Raw genomic sequence first — 15,113 nt, forward strand, 5'->3', positions numbered from 1 at the left:
AATGCTTTCCGTCTCAACCTCTGAGCGTATTTTATGTGTTCGCAGGAAGCGGGAGGGATGCTGGATGCGTTGGTGCCCGATATCCCGCGCACCGCCGATCTCCTGTCCGAGATTTCGGCCGCGGGCCGCGAGCAGTCTGTCGGCATCGACCAGCTCCATCAGGCGATCCAGCAGATCGATCAGGTGACCCAATCGAACTCGGGCGCGGCCAACGAGATGGCGGCGACGGCCACCCGGCTTTCCACCGAAGCCGCCCGCCTCGAACAAAGCGCCGGTTTCGTCAGGTGCGGAGCGCTCAGTCGCGAACCGGCGCGTGCGCCGAGCCCTGAGCCGTGACGGATCGCTCGATGCGCTCGCGGTCCAAGACGCCGGAGCGGCGCAGCTCGGCCTTCAGCTTGTCGATCGGCGGCGCGTAGAGAAAGCCGAAGGACACGCAATGGTCGCGACCCTCCACGGCGTGATGGAGCCGATGGGCCTGCACGAGCCGCTTGGCATAGCCCCGGTGCGGGATGTAGCGGAACGGCCAGCGCTGGTGGACGAGCCCGTCATGGGCGACGAAGTAGAGAAGCCCGTACAGCGTGATGCCCCAGGAGATCGCCAGAATGATCGGCGACAGGAAATGGCCGACGAAGAAGAGGCCGACCGCGAACAGGCTGAAGACCACCGCGTAGAGATCGTTCTTCTCGAAGAACCCCTCGGTTTCCTCGTGATGGGACTTGTGCCAGCCCCAGCCGCTGTCGCCATGCATGACGAACTTGTGCGCCGCCCAGGCAAAGCCTTCCATCGCGGCCACGGTGGCGAGAACGATCACGGCATAGAGAAGCAGGTCGAGAGTCATGGCGGCTCGGCTCTGGGATCCATGGGCAGGCAGTACCCTGATCCGAGAACATATGGCAGGCATCCTTCCATGCGCCAAGCGGCCGCCGCGCGCCCGATCCGCGCATGGCCGGGCGCGAGGGCACGCCCTCGGGCGCAAATGCCGCGAAAGCTAATGCCGCGAAAGCTCCGGACGCATCTCCCGTGCGAGCCGGATCGGTCGTCGCGCCTGGACGATGCGAGAACCATCGGCGCGTCGCCCTTTCGGCCTGAACGACAGGGCCTCACAGGGCTGCGTCCCCTCCCCGCTCCCCGGGGCGATCTCTCCATCGGCACCATGGTGAAGGCGAACGATGCGGCCCCGGCCGCCGCCATTCGCCGCCACCTGCCGCACGGTTTAGAGCATATCGAGGCCTTCGTCCGGTCGGTGATGGACAAGATCCCGGAACCGCGAGCAGCCCCATCGCGGCACGGGCGAGGATCGTCAGGCGCGCGGGGGAATGAGGTTCGAGGTTTCGGCCGGCGTCATCCCGGCTGGTCTGCCGCGACACGCCCATGCGACAGGCATCAGGGACGGAGCGTTCTCTCGCCCTCCAGCGCCTCGCGCACCCAATCCAGCCGCGCCGCCGGGACGAGGCCGTAATTGTAGAAGTTGAGCCCGTCCACGCCCGCCTCGCAGGCCGCCTCGACGCGGGCCGTGAGATCCCCGGCGCTCGCCATTTCGGGATAGAACAGGCGATAGCCGATGCCCAGAAACCGGTCCGGCCCGACCATCTCGCGGCCGAACCGGGCGAGATCGGCGACCGCTTGCGGCGTGCGGTCATAGGCGCAGAGAAGCAGCCCGTCGAGAAGCCGGGCGGCTTCGCGCAGATCGACACCGCCCGCCCAGGCTTCGGGCAGATCGATCAGCACGATCTTGGTGGCGGGGTCGGCGGCCTCCGCGATCTCGGCGAGCAGGCTGGTGACGGGCTCGGTGCGCCAGAGCAGGAACTCGTAGAGCGCCGGCCAGGGCTGGAACGCCTCGACGCCCCGTTCGGCGAAGTCCGGCAGCTGCGACTGCGGCACGGCGCGCTCGCAAGCTTCCGCGATGAAGCGCTGCGCGGCGCGGCGCGCGCCGACACTATCGACGCCCGCTCGCGAGGCGCGCACCTCGCAATGGCGGCAGAAGCAGACCGACAGCAGGAACTCCTCTTCCGGCAGAAGTCCGACGCCATCTTTCTCATGGTGATAGCCATGGGCGAAGCCCATGAAATTCGGGCTTTCCAACTCCAGCCTGTCGGGCTGATAACCGCTCGTGATGTCGCGCACCAGCGTCGTGACATAGCGCCGGGCGGCCGGGCTCGACGGGCAAAGGGCATAGAGGTTCGGATCGCCGAAGGCCGTGCGCGTCACCTCGCCGGGATGAAGCTGGCCGAGCCGCGTGTTGTGGAGGCAGACGGTCCAGGCCGAGACGGCGGGCCCGCCCTGCTCGCGCGCCTCGCACAGGGCGGCCAGCATGTCGCCGCCTTCCTCCAGATTGCGCGCCACGAGCGGGCGGATCGGCGCGCCCTCCCAGAGCATCGGGTCCGGCCGGTAATAGACCGTCCCGTCCTCGGGAAAGTAGGCCTTCCGGCGCGGGCTGCGCGGCTGGAGAAAGCGCCCCGCGTGATAGGAGGTGGCGAGACTCACCATGTCGAGCCCGGCGCGCTCCGTCACATCCCGCAGAAAGGCCGGCAGTCCGACATCCTGAATGTCCCAGGGGTAGGTCCAGATCGAGCGCTGCATGATGGCCTCTCTTCTCAGCCGAAACGGAGCGCCAACGCGCCGGCCACCCCTCCGTCCTCGCCGAGTTCATAGAGAAGAGCGTGGCGATCGAGGCAAGTGCAGGGATGCGACAGGCCGAAGGCGATGACGTCTCCCGCGCGGAGGTCGCTGTCTGCGCTCAAGCTGACGAACGCGTGCTGGTCGTTCAGGCGCAGAACGCTCGCGCCCCGCACAGCCTCGCTTGGGCTCCCGTCCCGATAGGCTTGCAGCGGAATGGGCAGGCCCTGGTCGATCGCGACATCGCGCAGGCCCATGCCGCAGATGGCGAGGCCCGGCTCGGGAACGGAAAGAACCTCGGCCCAGACGCGCAAGGCCGGCTTGAACCCCTCGGAAGCCGAGACCGGCTCGCCGCCGACCACGAGGCCACAGCGCTCGTCCAAAGCCGCCATGCCGCGCTCGTAGATGCCGTGATCGTGGAAGAAGATCGCGCCGCTTCGCAGGACGAGCTGCGTCGCCGGATCGTCGGCCAGCACATCGCGAAGGCCCGCAATCACGAGATCGAAGAAGACCGAACCGCCCGCCGTCAGGATCAAGGAGCGCTCGGGGCCGACCGCCTGGCGCAGGCTGCGATGAAAGGCCGAGGTTACCGCCATCAGCGCCTCGATGCGCGCGCGCGTTTCGGCCGGATCAGTGGTTGCCGCCGCGCCCTCGTAAGCGCCGGTTCCGGTGACGCGCAGGCGTGGGCTCTCGGCGCCCAGCGCGGCGCGCAGCACCGCTTCGGCCGCCTCCGCCGTGCGCAGGCCCGCGCGCCCGAGGCCGAGTTCCACGAGAAGGCCGAGCGCCGGCAGATCGTCCCGCCCCCTCCACGCAGCGGCGTAATGCCGGGCGAGATCGGCCGAGTCGACGAAGACATGAATTTCGGCGTCCGGGTGACCGGCCAGCAGCGCGGCCAGACGCCGGGCGGCGGCCGCGCCGCCGATCTCGTTGGCAAGGATCAGGCGCTTCAGGCCCGCCTTCAGCATGACGGAGGCCTGCCTGATATCGGCGACCGTCGTGCCCCAGGCTCCGGCCTCCACCAAGCGGCGAGCCAAGTCCGGCGACATGGGCGTCTTGGCGTGCGGCGCGATCGCAGCGCCGGCCTCGGTGACGGCGCGCATCATCAGCGCGGTATTGGAGGCGAAGGCCGCGCGGCTCAGCGAAATCAGCGGCAGCGCCATCGCCCCGTCCTGCGGGCGCCAGCCCTGCGCGCCGATCTGCGACAGCGGCAGCGGCGCATGGCCGGGCGGGAAGCCGCGCAGTCGATCGTCGACCATGAGGTCCGTGTCGAAGGGCAGAAGCTCGCTCATGCTGGAATCCTGTCGGAAAAAGCCGAGTCGGAGAAGGCCGAGCGGTCGAGGCCCAGCCGGTAGGTCCGGTTCGCGGTGTCGAAGAAGAGAGCGGCCTGCTCGTCCATCGTCAGATCGGCCACGATGGTGCGAAAGGCCTCATAGATCGCGTCGAACGAGGCATGGAGGCCGGTGACCGGAAAGTCGCTGGCGAACATCGCGCGCTCGGCCCCGAAACAGTCGATCCCATGGCGGATCACCGCGCGCAGGCTGTCCAGCGTCCAGTGTGGATCGTAGGCGACGGGGTCGGAGAGTTTCAGCCGCACGTTCGGGGCGCGGGCCAGTTCGCGCAGGCCCTCGGCCCAAAGCCGCATCCCGTCCGCGCTGCGATCGGCCGGGCTGCCGCAATGGTTGAGGACGAAGAGCGTGTCAGGGAAATCCGCGACGAGGCGCTGCGCCTCCGCCATTTGCGGGGGGTAGAGCATCAGGTCGAAGCTGAGACCGAGCCGGGTCACAGCCTTCAGGCCGTGCCGCCAGCCGAGATCGCTCATCAGGCCGGGGCGCGGGGCGAAGCGTTTGGCGGGGTCGGCGTCCCAGCTTACGATGTCCCGAATGCCCGTCACACGCGGGCGCGCGGCTTCCGCCTCCAGACGGGCCTCCGCGTCCGGGTGGGCCAGCGGCACACGGGCGACGAGGCGGCGCGCGACGCGCGTGTCGGCCTGCCCCTCCAGCCAGAGCGTTTCGCCCAGCGGATCGTCGTCCCGCCAGCCAGCCTCGACATGGACGGTCGCGACGATGTTCTGCCTGTTGGAGTCCCTGAGATAGTCCGCTGTAAGATAGTCGCGCCTGAGAGCCTCGATCGAGCCGTAGACCATCTCCTCGGCTTCGGGACGCGCCTCCAGCCAGGGATGGCGGTTCAGCGAAAGGTCCCAGAGATGATGATGCGGGTCGATCAGAGGCCCGGCATAGCGGCTCATCGGCGGGCCTCGCGGCCCGAGATCAGGAGCAGGGCGAGGATCAGCGAGCCGAACATGATGGAGCGCCAGCCGGGCGAGGCGTTGACGACGGTGATCAGCGCTGTGGTCGTCACCAGAAGGATCGCGCCGGGGATCGTGCCGGCATAGGTGCCGCGCCCCCCTAAGATCGACGTGCCGCCGAGCACCACGGCGGCGATGGAGGTCAGGAGATAGGGCTCGCCGATGCCGGCATAGCCCTGCCGGTTCATGCCGAGCAGCAGAATGCCGGCGAGGCCCGAGAAGAAGCCGGACGCGGCATAAAGGCGAAGGCTGGCGCGCTCGACGCCGAGGCCCGTGAGCTTGGCGGCGAGCGGATTGGCCCCGATCGCCAGAAGCCGCGCGCCGAAGGGCATGCGATGGATCACGAGAAGGATGGCGGCCGAGACGATCACCCAGAGGATGACGCCCGCCGGCAGGCCGAGGGGCCGCGCCGAGCCGAGCCAGATCACGGCCGGGTTCGAGACCGAGACGGCGCTGCCGCCCGCCACGATGATGAGGAGGCCTTGAAGAAAGGTCGCCATGGCGAGCGTCATGATGATGGGCGGCACGCGCAGGTAAGCCGCGCCCGCGCCGTTGAGGCAGCCGATGCCGGTCGCAAGCGCGAGCGTCGCAACGAGGCCGACGAGGCCGGTCGGGTCGGCGGCGGGCGAGAGCATCGGCAGGAGAATGGCCGAGACGGTGATGATCGCGCCGACCGACAGGTCGATGCCGCCCGCGATCACCACCAGCGTCTGCCCGGCGGCGGCGATGCCGATCACGGCGCTGAGTTCGAGAAGATAGCGAAGATGCCCCCAGCTTCCAAAGCCCCGGAGCGTCAGACCCGCACCACACCAGACGAGGGCGACGAGCGCGAAGGTGAGAAGCCAGGGCTGAGCGATCAGGCGCGGCAGGCGGGAGGAGGTCATGCGGCGCGCCTCCGGGCGAGAAACTCGGGAACCGCGACGGCCCCGACGATGATGAGCCCCTGCGCCACATATTGCGCGACGGGCGGAAAGCCGAGAAAGAACATGACGTTGATCATCACGGTCAGAAGCAGGCTGCCGGCGAGCGCGCCGCGCATCGTACCGCGCCCGCCCAGGAACCCGACACCGCCGAGCACCGCGCCGGCAATCGAATTCAGCGTCATCGGCGTGCCGATCACCGGATCGCCCGAGCCGGTCTGCGCGGCCACGAAAAGTCCGGCGAGCGCGGTGAGAAGGCCCGACAGCGCGAAGGCGGCGATGCGCACCCGCTCCACCGGCACGCCGGAGCGATAGGCCCCCAGCGGATTGTCGCCCGCCGCGTAAAGGCCGAGGCCGAGCGGCGTCGCCAGAAAGAGCTTCCAGCCGGCGACGACGACGAGAAGGATGAGGAAGGCGGTCGGCTGGTGGCCGGCCAGCGCGTCGGAGAACCAGGCGGGAATGAAGCCGCCGGGGCGCGGCAGGACGAGAAGCGCGACGCCGCCGACGATGAAGGAGCCCGCCAGCGTCACGATGATCGCGGGCAGGCGGAACAGGGCGACGATGGCTCCGAACAAAGCGCCGACGCCGAGCCCGGTGAGCGCCACGGCGAGGATCGCGCCGAGGGCCCCGAGCGGGCCGCCCATGGTGGTCGCGGCGATGACGGCTCCGAGGCTGACCAGCGGCCCGATGGCGAGCGAGATGCCGCCATTCAGCATGAGCAGCGCCTGCGCCATGGTGACAAGCGCGAGCGGCAGCCAGTTCTGCGTGAACTTGGAAAAGCCGGACAGGCCGAGAACGCCGGGAAAGAGCCAGATATAGACGAGCAGAAGGGCGGCCACGAGCAGGTAGAGCCCGCCGAGGCCCCGATTGCGGCCGCGCTGCACGGCGCGATAGAGCGAGGGACTGGCCATCAGGCGGCTTCCTTTCCGGCTAGCCCCAAGGCCGCGCCGACGATCGCCTCTTCGGTAATCGCGCCGCGCTGAAGCGTGCCGGCGACGCGCCCTTCGCGGAAGACGAAGACGCGGTCGCAAAGGTGGACGAGTTCGGGCGTGTCGGAGGAGAGGAGCACGACCAGCGTTCCGCCTGCCGCAAGCTCGCGCAGCATCCGGTAGATTTCGCGCTTGGTGTCGAGATCGACGCCGCGCGTCGGGTCGTTCAGGAGAAGGATCGAGGGCTGGAGCGGCAGCCATTTGGCCAGCGCCACCTTCTGCTGATTGCCGCCCGACAGCGCCTGCACGGGACGCGCCGTGTCGCCCTTGATGCCGAGGCGGCGGGCCAGCTCCGCCACGAGGCCGCTTTCGGCCGTTCGGTCGCGAAGGCCCGAGCGGGCGAGGCGCGGGATGGAGGGGAGCGTCAGATTGGTGGCGATGGAATGGGTGAGCACGAGGCTTTCGCGCTTGCGATCGGCCGGCACATAGGCAAGGCCCAGCCGGTTGGCGGCTTCCACGCTGCCGGGCAGCGCGGTGCCGCCCGCCAGCGACACGGCGCGCGCCCTGGCGGGGATCGCGCCATAGAGCCCTTGCAGGAAGTCTTCCTGCCCCTGCCCGACCAGTCCGCCGATGCCGACGACCTCGCCGCGCCGTCCCTCGAAATCGACCTCGCGCGCCGCGCCCGCCGAAAAGCCTTCCAGCCGGATCAGCCCCTCGCCGGGCGAGGGCTCCCAGGCCGGAAACAGATGCTCGGCCTCGCGCCCGACCATGAGCTTTACCAGCGCGTCCGGCGCGACGCCCCGGAGCGAGCGGTCGGCCGTCACCACGCCGTCCTTCAGGATGGTGACATGGGAGCAGAGCGCCATGACCTCGTTGAGGCGGTGCGAGATGTAGAGAAGCGCCAGCCCTTCGCCCGCAAGGCGCAGGACGAGATCGGCCAAGATGCCGGCCTCGTGCGCGGAGAGCGAGGAGGTCGGCTCGTCGAGGATCAGAACGCGGGGGCTGCGGAACAGCGCCTTGGCGATCTCCACCATCTGCCGGCGGCCGAGCGGCAGCGCGCCGACCGGGGTCTCGGGCGGCTCGTCGATGCCCACCATCCGGCAGACGCGCTCCACGCCTTGCCGCAGCGCGCGGTAGTCCACGAGGCCGAAGCGCCGGGGATAGGCGCCGAGGCCGATATTCTCGGCGATGGAGAGTTCCGCCGTCAGGCTCAGTTCCTGCTGAACCACGGCGATGCCGGCCTTGCGCGCGGCTCCCGGCGAGAAGCCGGAGACGGGCCGCCCACCCAGCACGATCTCGCCCTGATCCGGCGCGAGCGCGCCGGACAGGAGATTGATCAGCGTCGATTTGCCCGCGCCGTTCTCGCCGAGCAGCGCATGGACGCGGCCGGGCCGAAGGGCGATATCGACGCCCTTCAGAACCGGATTGCCGAAGAAGCCGCGATGAACGCCGCGCGCCGCGAGCAGCGCCGGGCCGTCGTATCTGTCTGTGCCGTCCATCGCGCGCCTCCCCGCTTCGCTTGGGTCTTACTGCGCCAGAAGCTTGTCGAAGAGCGACTTGTCATAGGCCGAGTAGATATAGCCGTCGGCGGGGAACTCGCTGGCGCGGGCGAGATAGGTGTCGATGGTGGAATCGTCGATCACCGGCAGCGGCACCTTGACGAAGGCGGGCACCGGCTTGCCATCCAGCGCCTGAACCGCCGTATAGACGGCGAGCGCGCCGAGCCAGTTGGGCTGCATGGTGGCCCAGCCCTTGATGCCCTTTTCCTTCCAGAGCTCCAGGAACTGGCGGGCGTTTTCGCCCGTCGTGGGCACGGGCTCGCGGCCCTGCCGGTCGAAGGCCAGAAGCGCGCCCGCCGACAAAGCGCCGCCCAGCGACAGAACGCCGTCGATCTCCGGGTTGGCGAAGAGAAGACTCGTCATCGCCTCCTGCGCCGGGGCGACGTTGTATTCGGTGTTGGTCTCGGTGATGATCTCCAGCCCCTTGTTGGCGTCGAGCACGGGCTGCGCGCCCTTGCGCCGGTCATCGCTGACCGAGACGCCCGCCGGGCCGTTCATGATGATGATCTTCCCCTTGCCGCCGAGCTGATCCACCATCCACTGCGCGGCCTTGGAGCCCCATTCGTTGGAATCGGTGTTGATCTTGGCGGTCACCTTGTCCGTATCGACGAGGCTGTCGAAGTTCACCACCGCAATGCCCTTGTCGCAAGCATCGGAAATCACGCGGTCGAGCGCGGTGGAGGAGCCGGCGATCACGATGATCGCGTCCACATTGGCGTCGATCATGGACTGGATCTGCTGGATCTGCGTCTGGGCGTTGCCCTGCGCGTCCGTCACCATCAGATCCTTGACGCGCCCGTCCTTCTTCAGCGCCTCGACCTCGGCCGTGATCGTGCCTTCGGTCTGCTTCATCCAGGTCGGCACGGAATAGATGTTCGCCCAGCCGACCGTGTAGGGCGCCTTGCGGTCGCCCTTGATGCAGTTGGCGGCGGCCTCGGCTCCGCCGGCCCCGAGGAGCGTTGCGCCGAGGCCGAGACATGTGACGGCCGCGCTGAGGGCGAGGCGGCGGGAAATCGGGGATGGCACTGTCATGAACGTCTCCACGGGGTCGTGATGAGATCTGCACGAGAAGCTGCTTGACAACGTTATCATCCGGGAGCCAGTTATGACAACGTTGTCACGATGAAAAATATGGCTCGCCTAATTTCTGGTCATTCGACTGGATCGGCAACGCCGACCCAAGCCTCCTGCCCCGGCACTCCCACTCCCACTCCCACTCCCACTCCCAGAGACGAACCCATGATCCAGCGTTTTCAAAAAGGCTCGCGCATGTCGCAGGCCGTCGCCTATGGCGGCATGGTCCATATCGCCGGCCAGGTGGCCGATACCCGGAAGGGCACGATCGAAGTGCAGACGCGCGAAGTGCTCGCCAAGATCGAGGCGCTGCTGGCGGAAGCGGGCAGCGACACGTCCAAGCTCGTCGCGGTCAATGTCTTCTTGCCCCACATCACCGATTTCGACGCGATGAACGTCATCTACGACGCCTGGGTCGACAGGAACGAGCCGCCGGCCCGCGCCTGCACGGAAGCCCGGCTCGCCGATCCCGACCTGCGCGTCGAGATGACCGCGATCGCAGCTCTCTGATCCCCTCTTTCGGCCGGGTGGGCGCGGCGCGCGCTCCCCGGCGGAGGCTTTCATGCACACCGGTCTCTTTCATTCGATCGATTTCGAGCGGGACGGCAAGCACCTGTCCCATCTCGGCATTCCCTTTTCGGTCGATCGCTCGCCCTACTATCAGGTGAAAATCCCGATCTGCCGCATCCGCAACGGGTCCGGCCCGCGCGTTCTCCTCATGGCCGGCAACCATGGCGACGAATACGAGGGCGAAATCTGCCTGACGCGGCTGGTGCGCCGGCTGGAGCCCGGCATGATCCGGGGCGAACTCACGATCCTGCCCTTCGCCAACCATCCGGCGGTCATGGCCGCGCGCCGCCGCTCGCCGCTGGACGAGGGCAATCTCAACCGCGCCTTCCCCGGCGACCCCGCGGGCACGCCGACCTTCCGCATGGCGCATTTCCTGGAAAGCGAGCTTTTCCCCCGGCATGACGTGGTGGTGGACCTGCATTCGGGCGGCACGTCCATGGAGCATCTGCCCTGCGCCCTGATTGAGCGGCAAGGCCCGCCCGAACGCTTTGCCCGCGCGCTGGAGCTGATGAAGGCCATGGGCCTCGCCTATGGCTTCGTCGCCGAGAACGGCGCGAGCGCCCCGACCTCCATGGCCGGCGCGGCGCGGGCCGGCGCCATCGGCCTCTCCGGCGAGTTCGGCGGTGGGGGCACGGCGACGCGCGACAGCGTGCGGGGCACCGAGCGCGCGCTCGACAATCTCCTCCTGAAACTCGGCATGGTGGAAACGCCGCCCTTCGGCACCGACCCGAGCGCCTTCGAGACCATGACGATCCTCGCGCTGGAAAGCCACGAACAGGCGATCTTCGCCACGCATCGCGGCTGGTTCGAGCCGGCCGTGGCACTCGGGGACCGGGTGGAGGCGGGGGATCTGGCCGGTTGGTATCATGATTTCGAGCGCATCGAGCGGCCGGAAGAGGAACTGCGCTTTCAGCGCGGCGGCATCGTCCTGTCGCGGCGGCTCCACACCGATTGCCGATCGGGCGATTGTCTGATCCAAGTGGCGCGCATCGTCGGCGAGGCCGGCTGAGATTTCAACGAGGACGTGCGACCCTTCATGACGGACGCGGCATCGGCCCCGGCGGGCCAGCGGGAGAATCTGCCCCTCCCCTCCTATGACGAGGTCGTTCGCGTTCGCTCCGCCGCCAAACGCGCGCCCGACAAAGCTCGGACCGCGCTCATCGCCCGCCCGCCGCGCATCGAGGATGTCGCGCGCGAGGCGGGCGTTTCGCCCATCACCGTCTCGCGCGCGCTGCGCTCGCCCGGCCTCGTCTCGCCCGCGACGCTGGAGCGGGTGCGCATTGTCGTGGAAAAGACGGGCTATGTCTCCAACCCGCACGCTTCGGCGCTGCGCTCGGGCCGCTCCAGCGTGGTGGCCGCCTTCGTCTCCAATCTCGTCAGCCAGCAATATCACGAGGCGGCGGACGCTTGCGGCGAGGTGCTGGAGGCGGCGGGCTATCAGCTGATGATCGGCCAGACCTCCTATTCCTACGCGCGCGAAACGGCGGCGGTGCATTCGCTGCGCGCGCTGAAGCCTGCGGCCGTCTTCTTCACGGGCGTCGTGGAGCTGGAAGACAACCGGAATTTTCTGCGCGATCTCGGCGTGCCCGTGGTGGAAAGCTGGGCCTTCCCGCGCGATCCCATCGACATGCTGGTCGGCATTTCCAACACGGATGGCGGGCGCATGGCGGCCGAGCATCTCATCTCGCGCGGGCGTCGCCGCCTCGCCTTCGTCGGGCGCAGCGGCGGGCGCGGGCGGCTGCGGCTGAAAGGGTTCGAGGCGCGCGCAAGCGAACTCGGCGCCGAGATCGTGGTGATCCGCGAGGTCGAGCATGTGCGCTCCATGTCGGAGGGGCATGTCGTCCTGCGCGAACTCGTGGCCTCCGACACCAAGGCCGACGCGGTGTTCTTCGCCAACGACCTGCTGGCCATCGGCGCGCTTCTGGAAGCACGCCGCCTCGGGCTCACCGTGCCCGACGATCTCGCCATCCTTGGCATGGGCGACAGCGAATTCGCCGCCCAGATGACCCCCTCCCTCTCCACCATCGCCATCGACGGCGCGGCCATCGGCCGCCGCGCGGGCGAGCTTCTGGCCGACCGCCTGCTGGAGCGCTCAGCCCAAGCGGTGTCGGAGCATGTGCCGCTGCGCCTCGTGGCGCGAGACAGCAGCTAGCCGAGCCGCTTTGTCAGAGAGGTCGTAGCCCTCGGTGAAGTCGGAGCGAGATGCCGGCGTCGAGACACCGAATTATCTCGCCGCGTCCCGATTGGGGGGCGCTCCCCGAAGCTCGCATCCTCGACGGCAATCGACCACCCGCTCATGCGCGCCGGATACCGGGCGCGCCGGAGGGATCGGCGCAACCCAGAAGCCGGATACCACGACCGGCTCCCGCCGCGCCGTTCGAGCCGTGGCGTCCGCCTCGGGTCAGGACGCCTCCGACGGCAGCGCTTGCGCGCGTAGGAACTCGATGATCGCGGAAAAATCCCGCCCGCCGCCGCCCGCCGCGCCGAAGGCCTCGAAGAGATTGCGCGCGGTCGAGCCGAGCGGGGTCGGGGCGGCGCTCGCCTCGGCCGCTTGCGTGGCGAGCCGGAGATCCTTCAGCATCAGCGCCGTGGCGAAACCCGGCGCATAGTCGCGATTGGCCGGCGAGGCCGGCACCGGGCCGGGCACGGGGCAATAGGTGTTCACCGACCAGCACTGCCCGGACGAGGTGGACAGGACATCGAAAAGCGCCTGCCGATCGAGCCCCAGCCGCTCGCCGAGCAGAAAGGCCTCGGCTGCCCCGATCATGGAAATGCCGAGCAGCATGTTGTTGCAGAGCTTGGCCGCCTGCCCCGCGCCGGGGCCGCCGCAGGGGATCAACCGCCCGGCCATGGGCTGGAGAAGCGGGCGCGCCGCCTCGATCGCGGCCCCCTCGCCGCCGAGCATGAAGCTCAGCGTGCCGGCCTCCGCGCCACTCGTCCCGCCCGAAACGGGCGCGTCCACCGTCAGGCAGTGCGGCAGGAGTGCATGGGCGGCGCGGGCGCTTTCGACGTCGATCGTGGAAGAATCCACGACGACGACGCCCTCCCCGACGAGACCGGCCAGTTCGCGCCAGACCTCCAGCACCAGCGCGCCGCTCGGCAGCATGGTGACGATGGCGTCCGCCCCCTCGACCGCCTCGCGAAGCGTCGCCGCCGGCTGGATGCCGCGCTCGGCGGCGCGGGCCACGGCCTCGGGCACGGCGTCGAAGCCCCGGACGACATGGCCCGCCTTGACGAGATTGGCGGCCATCGGGCCGCCCATATTGCCGAGGCCGATAAAGGCGAAAAGGGTCATCTCAGTCTCCTGCGGAGGGGAAGAGCGAGGAATGGGGGCGCAGCGAGGCGACGAGCGCGGGCGCATCGACCTCGGCCAGCGTCGCCGGTCGCCAGACGGGGTTGCGATCCTTGTCCACCACGGCGGCGCGCACGCCTTCGTAGAAATCGTGGCCCTGGAGGATCGCGGCATCGGCGGCGTATTCCCGGTCGAGGCAGGTTTCCAGATCGGGCGAGCGAAGCGCTTCCTGAAGGAGATGCAGCGTCAGGACGAGGCTGGTGGGCGATTTGGCGTCGAGCAGCGCCAGCGTTTCGGCCGAAAACGCCGAGCCATCCGCTCGAAGGGCCGACAGGATCGCGCTGATGTCGGCGCCCGCGAAAACCGCCTCGATCAGGCCCGCATGATCGGCGAGCCGAGAGGGACCGGGATCGGCGGCATGGGCCGCCAGCGCCGCGTCGGCGGGGCGGCCGGCAGCGAGATCGGCGAGGAGCGCCGGGATGGCATCCGAGGGGATCATCGTGTCGGCCAACCCTGCCGCGATCGCATCCGCCGCCCCGACCGAGGCCCCCGTCAGCCCCAGCCAGAAGCCCAGCCGATGCGGCGCGCGCGACAGAGCGAACGTGCCGCCGACATCGGGGAAATAGCCGATGCCGGTTTCGGGCATGGCAAAGCGCGTGCGCTCGGTGACGACGCGGTGGCTGCCATGCACCGACAGCCCGACGCCGCCGCCCATGCAGATGCCGTCCATCACGGCGACCCAGGGCTTGGGGCTCCGGGCGATGCGCGCGTTCAGCCGGTATTCCTCGGCCCAGAAGCCGAGCGCTTCCTCCGGCTGCGTCCGGCCGACGCGCCAGATCATCTTGATGTCGCCGCCCGCGCAGAGCGCCCGGCCCTCGCCGGTCAGCGCGACGGCGCGCACGCTGTCGTCCCGCTCGAACCGGTCGAGCGCGTCCGCGATGGCGCGAATCATGCCGAGATCGAGACTGTTCAGCGCCTCCGGCCTGTCGAGATGAATGCGCCCGAGCGCACCGTCCACCTCGGCGCGGACGAACGGGCTCGTCATGCCCCGGCCTCCGGGTCGGAGGGCGCGGCGTCGCTCTTTTCGTGGAACCGCGCCGGGCGCTTTTCCACGAAGGCCGCCATGCCCTCGCGCTGGTCCGGCGTGCCGAACAGGCGGTGGAACACGGCGCGCTCATAGCGCACGCCTTCGGCCAGCGGCAGTTCCTCGGCCTTCGCCACCGCTTCGCGCGCCAGCCGCACCGCCGCGCGCGAATGGACGGCGATCTCGGCCGCCGCCGCCATGGCCGTGGGCACGACCTCCTCGTCCGGCACGACGCGCGCCACCAGCCCGGCGCGCAGCGCCTCGTCGGCGCGCATGGTGCGGCCGGTCAGATGCAGGTCCATGGCGAGCGAGCGGCCGATCAGCCGCGTCATGCGCTGCGTGCCGCCCATGCCGGCGATGACGCCGAGCTTCACCTCCGGCTGGCCGAAGCGCGCGCCCTCGCCCGCAATGGCGAAGTCGCACATCATCACGACCTCGCAGCCCCCGCCCAGCGCATAGCCGTTGACGGCCGCGATCTTGGGGATGCGGCACGCGGCGAAGCGGTCCCAGATCGCGAAGAAATCGGCCTCCACCATTTCCTCGGCGCTCTTGCCGGCCATCTCGGCGATATCGGCGCCGGCGGCGAAGGCCTTGGGCGAGCCGGTCAGGACCATCGCGCCGATGCTGCGATCCCGGTCCAGCGCTTCGGTGGCGGCCACGAGTTCCTCGGCCAGCGCCAGGTTCAGCGCGTTGAGCTGCGCCGGGCGGTTGAGGCGCACGAGGGCGACGCGGCCTTCCCGCGTGACGTCGATGAGATCAGCCAT

15 protein-coding genes are annotated in these 15,113 nt (G+C 69.2%); 4 read left to right on the forward strand and 11 right to left on the reverse strand.

Going from position 1 to position 15,113, the window contains the following annotated elements:
- Positions 1-57: 57 nt before the first annotated feature.
- The gene (locus AUL28_RS18415; RefSeq protein ID WP_062235483.1) at positions 58-336 is read left to right on the forward strand and encodes a hypothetical protein; all 279 of its coding nucleotides are present in this window, start codon (positions 58-60) and stop codon (positions 334-336) included.
- On the opposite strand, the gene AUL28_RS18420 is transcribed toward AUL28_RS18415, so the two are convergent.
- The 8 genes from AUL28_RS18420 to AUL28_RS18455 form a co-directional block, all read right to left on the reverse strand.
- Positions 296-838, reverse strand: a complete 543-nt coding sequence (locus AUL28_RS18420; protein WP_058634124.1) for a sterol desaturase family protein — start codon at positions 836-838, stop codon at positions 296-298. The genes AUL28_RS18415 and AUL28_RS18420 overlap by 41 nt on opposite strands.
- A gap of 545 nt (positions 839-1,383) precedes the next feature.
- Positions 1,384-2,580, reverse strand: coding sequence for a hypothetical protein (locus tag AUL28_RS18425; protein WP_062235485.1), 1,197 nt, complete (start codon positions 2,578-2,580; stop codon positions 1,384-1,386).
- 14 nt (positions 2,581-2,594) lie between these two features.
- Positions 2,595-3,905, reverse strand: a complete 1,311-nt coding sequence (locus AUL28_RS18430; protein WP_062235489.1) for an alanine racemase — start codon at positions 3,903-3,905, stop codon at positions 2,595-2,597.
- On the reverse strand, positions 3,902-4,861 hold the full coding sequence (locus AUL28_RS18435) for an amidohydrolase family protein (RefSeq protein ID WP_062235492.1): 960 nt from the start codon (positions 4,859-4,861) through the stop codon (positions 3,902-3,904). The genes AUL28_RS18430 and AUL28_RS18435 overlap by 4 nt, the downstream gene beginning before the upstream one ends.
- Positions 4,858-5,805: an ABC transporter permease gene (locus AUL28_RS18440; protein WP_062235496.1), complete on the reverse strand. Its 948-nt coding sequence runs from the start codon at positions 5,803-5,805 to the stop codon at positions 4,858-4,860. The genes AUL28_RS18435 and AUL28_RS18440 overlap by 4 nt, the downstream gene beginning before the upstream one ends.
- Positions 5,802-6,752 carry an ABC transporter permease gene (locus AUL28_RS18445; RefSeq protein WP_062220670.1) on the reverse strand — a complete coding sequence of 317 codons (951 nt, stop codon included), beginning with the start codon at positions 6,750-6,752 and terminating at the stop codon, positions 5,802-5,804. The genes AUL28_RS18440 and AUL28_RS18445 overlap by 4 nt, the downstream gene beginning before the upstream one ends.
- The gene (locus AUL28_RS18450) at positions 6,752-8,269 is read right to left on the reverse strand and encodes a sugar ABC transporter ATP-binding protein (RefSeq protein ID WP_062235499.1); all 1,518 of its coding nucleotides are present in this window, start codon (positions 8,267-8,269) and stop codon (positions 6,752-6,754) included. Before AUL28_RS18450 ends, AUL28_RS18445 begins: the two co-directional genes overlap by 1 nt.
- 27 nt (positions 8,270-8,296) lie before the next feature.
- Positions 8,297-9,361 carry an ABC transporter substrate-binding protein gene (locus AUL28_RS18455; RefSeq protein ID WP_062235502.1) on the reverse strand — a complete coding sequence of 355 codons (1,065 nt, stop codon included), beginning with the start codon at positions 9,359-9,361 and terminating at the stop codon, positions 8,297-8,299.
- Between the two features lie 207 nt (positions 9,362-9,568).
- On the opposite strand from AUL28_RS18455, the gene AUL28_RS18460 reads away from it, so the two are divergent.
- From AUL28_RS18460 to AUL28_RS18470, 3 genes are read left to right on the forward strand one after another with little or no spacing between them, the layout of a single operon-like run.
- Positions 9,569-9,913, forward strand: a complete 345-nt coding sequence (locus AUL28_RS18460; protein WP_062235506.1) for a RidA family protein — start codon at positions 9,569-9,571, stop codon at positions 9,911-9,913.
- 52 nt (positions 9,914-9,965) lie between these two features.
- The gene (locus tag AUL28_RS18465) at positions 9,966-10,982 is read left to right on the forward strand and encodes a succinylglutamate desuccinylase/aspartoacylase family protein (protein WP_062235509.1); all 1,017 of its coding nucleotides are present in this window, start codon (positions 9,966-9,968) and stop codon (positions 10,980-10,982) included.
- A gap of 27 nt (positions 10,983-11,009) precedes the next feature.
- On the forward strand, positions 11,010-12,125 hold the full coding sequence (locus AUL28_RS18470) for a LacI family DNA-binding transcriptional regulator (RefSeq protein ID WP_062235513.1): 1,116 nt from the start codon (positions 11,010-11,012) through the stop codon (positions 12,123-12,125).
- Positions 12,126-12,374: 249 nt separating this feature from the next.
- Here AUL28_RS18470 and mmsB read toward each other — a convergent pair whose 3' ends face one another.
- The 3 genes from mmsB to AUL28_RS18485 are packed head-to-tail and all read right to left on the reverse strand — an operon-like array spanning position 12,375 to position 15,113.
- Positions 12,375-13,268 carry a 3-hydroxyisobutyrate dehydrogenase gene (gene mmsB, locus AUL28_RS18475; RefSeq protein ID WP_062235516.1) on the reverse strand — a complete coding sequence of 298 codons (894 nt, stop codon included), beginning with the start codon at positions 13,266-13,268 and terminating at the stop codon, positions 12,375-12,377.
- 1 nt (position 13,269) lies between these two features.
- On the reverse strand, positions 13,270-14,310 hold the full coding sequence (locus AUL28_RS18480) for an enoyl-CoA hydratase/isomerase family protein (protein WP_062235519.1): 1,041 nt from the start codon (positions 14,308-14,310) through the stop codon (positions 13,270-13,272).
- Positions 14,307-15,113: an enoyl-CoA hydratase-related protein gene (locus tag AUL28_RS18485; RefSeq protein WP_062235522.1), complete on the reverse strand. Its 807-nt coding sequence runs from the start codon at positions 15,111-15,113 to the stop codon at positions 14,307-14,309. The genes AUL28_RS18480 and AUL28_RS18485 overlap by 4 nt, the downstream gene beginning before the upstream one ends.

This window comes from Aureimonas sp. N4 (assembly GCF_001463925.1).
GTDB classification, from domain to species: Bacteria; Pseudomonadota; Alphaproteobacteria; order Rhizobiales; family Rhizobiaceae; genus Aureimonas; species Aureimonas ureilytica_A.